This window comes from Kitasatospora sp. NPDC002965 (assembly GCF_040611255.1).
Classification (GTDB): Bacteria; Actinomycetota; Actinomycetes; order Streptomycetales; family Streptomycetaceae; genus Kitasatospora.
On record NZ_JBEXNT010000312.1, the window covers coordinates 1 to 1315 of the forward strand.

Consider the following 1315-nt stretch of genomic DNA (forward strand, 5'->3'; position numbering starts at 1 on the left):
CCCCGCGCGGACTGGAACCTCCTGGACGTCGACCTGCTGCGCTGGCAGGGCGCCGGCATTCCCGACAAAGGCTTCCTCACCGATCTGGGCGAGGTCCGCTCGATCATGGAGCCGGCCGCCGCCCGCCTCGCCGCCGAACGCCGTGACGAAGCCGACCTCGCCCACCTCGCCCACGCCCTGGAACGCATGGCCGAAGCCGGCCACGACACCGACGCCGCCGTGGAGGCGGACCTGGCCTTCCACCGCGCCCTGCTCACCGCCACCCACAACGAACTGCTCACCCGCATGGAAGTGGTGATCGAGGCCGGCCTGCGGGTGCGCGACCACCTCGTCCACAGCACCGGGCACTGGACCGACCCCGTACCCGCCCACCGCGCGGTGCTCGACGCCCTCCGCGACCGCGACCCGCAGGCCGCCGAGCAGGCCGTCCGGGACCTGCTCGCCCAGGCCACCACCGATCTCGACCTGATCCACCCGGGAGAGACGCCATGAAGATCACAGCCCTGGAGACGTTCCTCGTCGCCCCCCGCTGGCTGTTCCTGCGCATCGCCACCGACGAGGGCATCACCGGCTGGGGCGAACCCGTCGTCGAGGGCCGCGCCGAGACCGTCCGCGCCGCCGTCGGCGAACTCGCCGACCACCTCCTCGGCCAGGACCCCCTCCGGATCGAACACCACTGGCAGGTGCTCACCAAAGGCGGCTTCTACCGCGGCGGCCCCGTCCTGTCCAGCGCCGTCGCCGGCATCGACCAGGCCCTGTGGGACATCAAGGGCAAGACCCACGGCGTCCCCGTCCACCAACTGCTCGGCGGCCCCGTCCGCGACCGGCTGCGGATGTACGCGTGGATCGGCGGGGACAGCCCCGCCCACGTCGCCGAACTCGCCCGCGAACAGATCGAGGCCGGGTTCACCGCCGTCAAGATGAACGGATCCGCGCAACTGCGGCCCATCGACACCCCCGCCCGCACCCGGGAGATCATCGACCGCGTCACCGCCGTCCGCGAAGCCATCGGCGACGAGCACGACGTCGCGATCGACTTCCACGGCCGGCTGTCGACCGCGATGTCCCGGCGCGTCCTGCCCCTGCTGGAACCGCTCCACCCACTGTTCGTGGAAGAGCCCGTCCTGCCCGAACACGCCCGCGACCTGCGCCCGCTCGTCGACTCCACCACCGTGCCGCTCGCCTGCGGCGAACGGCTCTACTCCCGCTGGGACTTCCGCGACGTCCTCACCACCGGCATCGCCGTCGCCCAGCCCGACGTCTCCCACGCGGGCGGCATCTCCGAGGTCCGCCGCATCGCCGCCCTCGCCGAGAC

At 72.6% G+C, this 1315-nt stretch carries 2 protein-coding genes; both read left to right on the top strand.

Features of this window, described 5'->3' with window-relative positions:
- A partial coding sequence (locus tag ABZY91_RS42065) for an FCD domain-containing protein (RefSeq protein ID WP_355409538.1) occupies nt 1-492 on the top strand: 492 nt, incomplete at its 5' end.
- Nucleotides 489-1315: galactonate dehydratase (gene dgoD, locus ABZY91_RS42070; RefSeq protein WP_355409540.1), on the top strand; the 827-nt coding region annotated here is incomplete at its 3' end. The genes ABZY91_RS42065 and dgoD, both read left to right, overlap by 4 nt.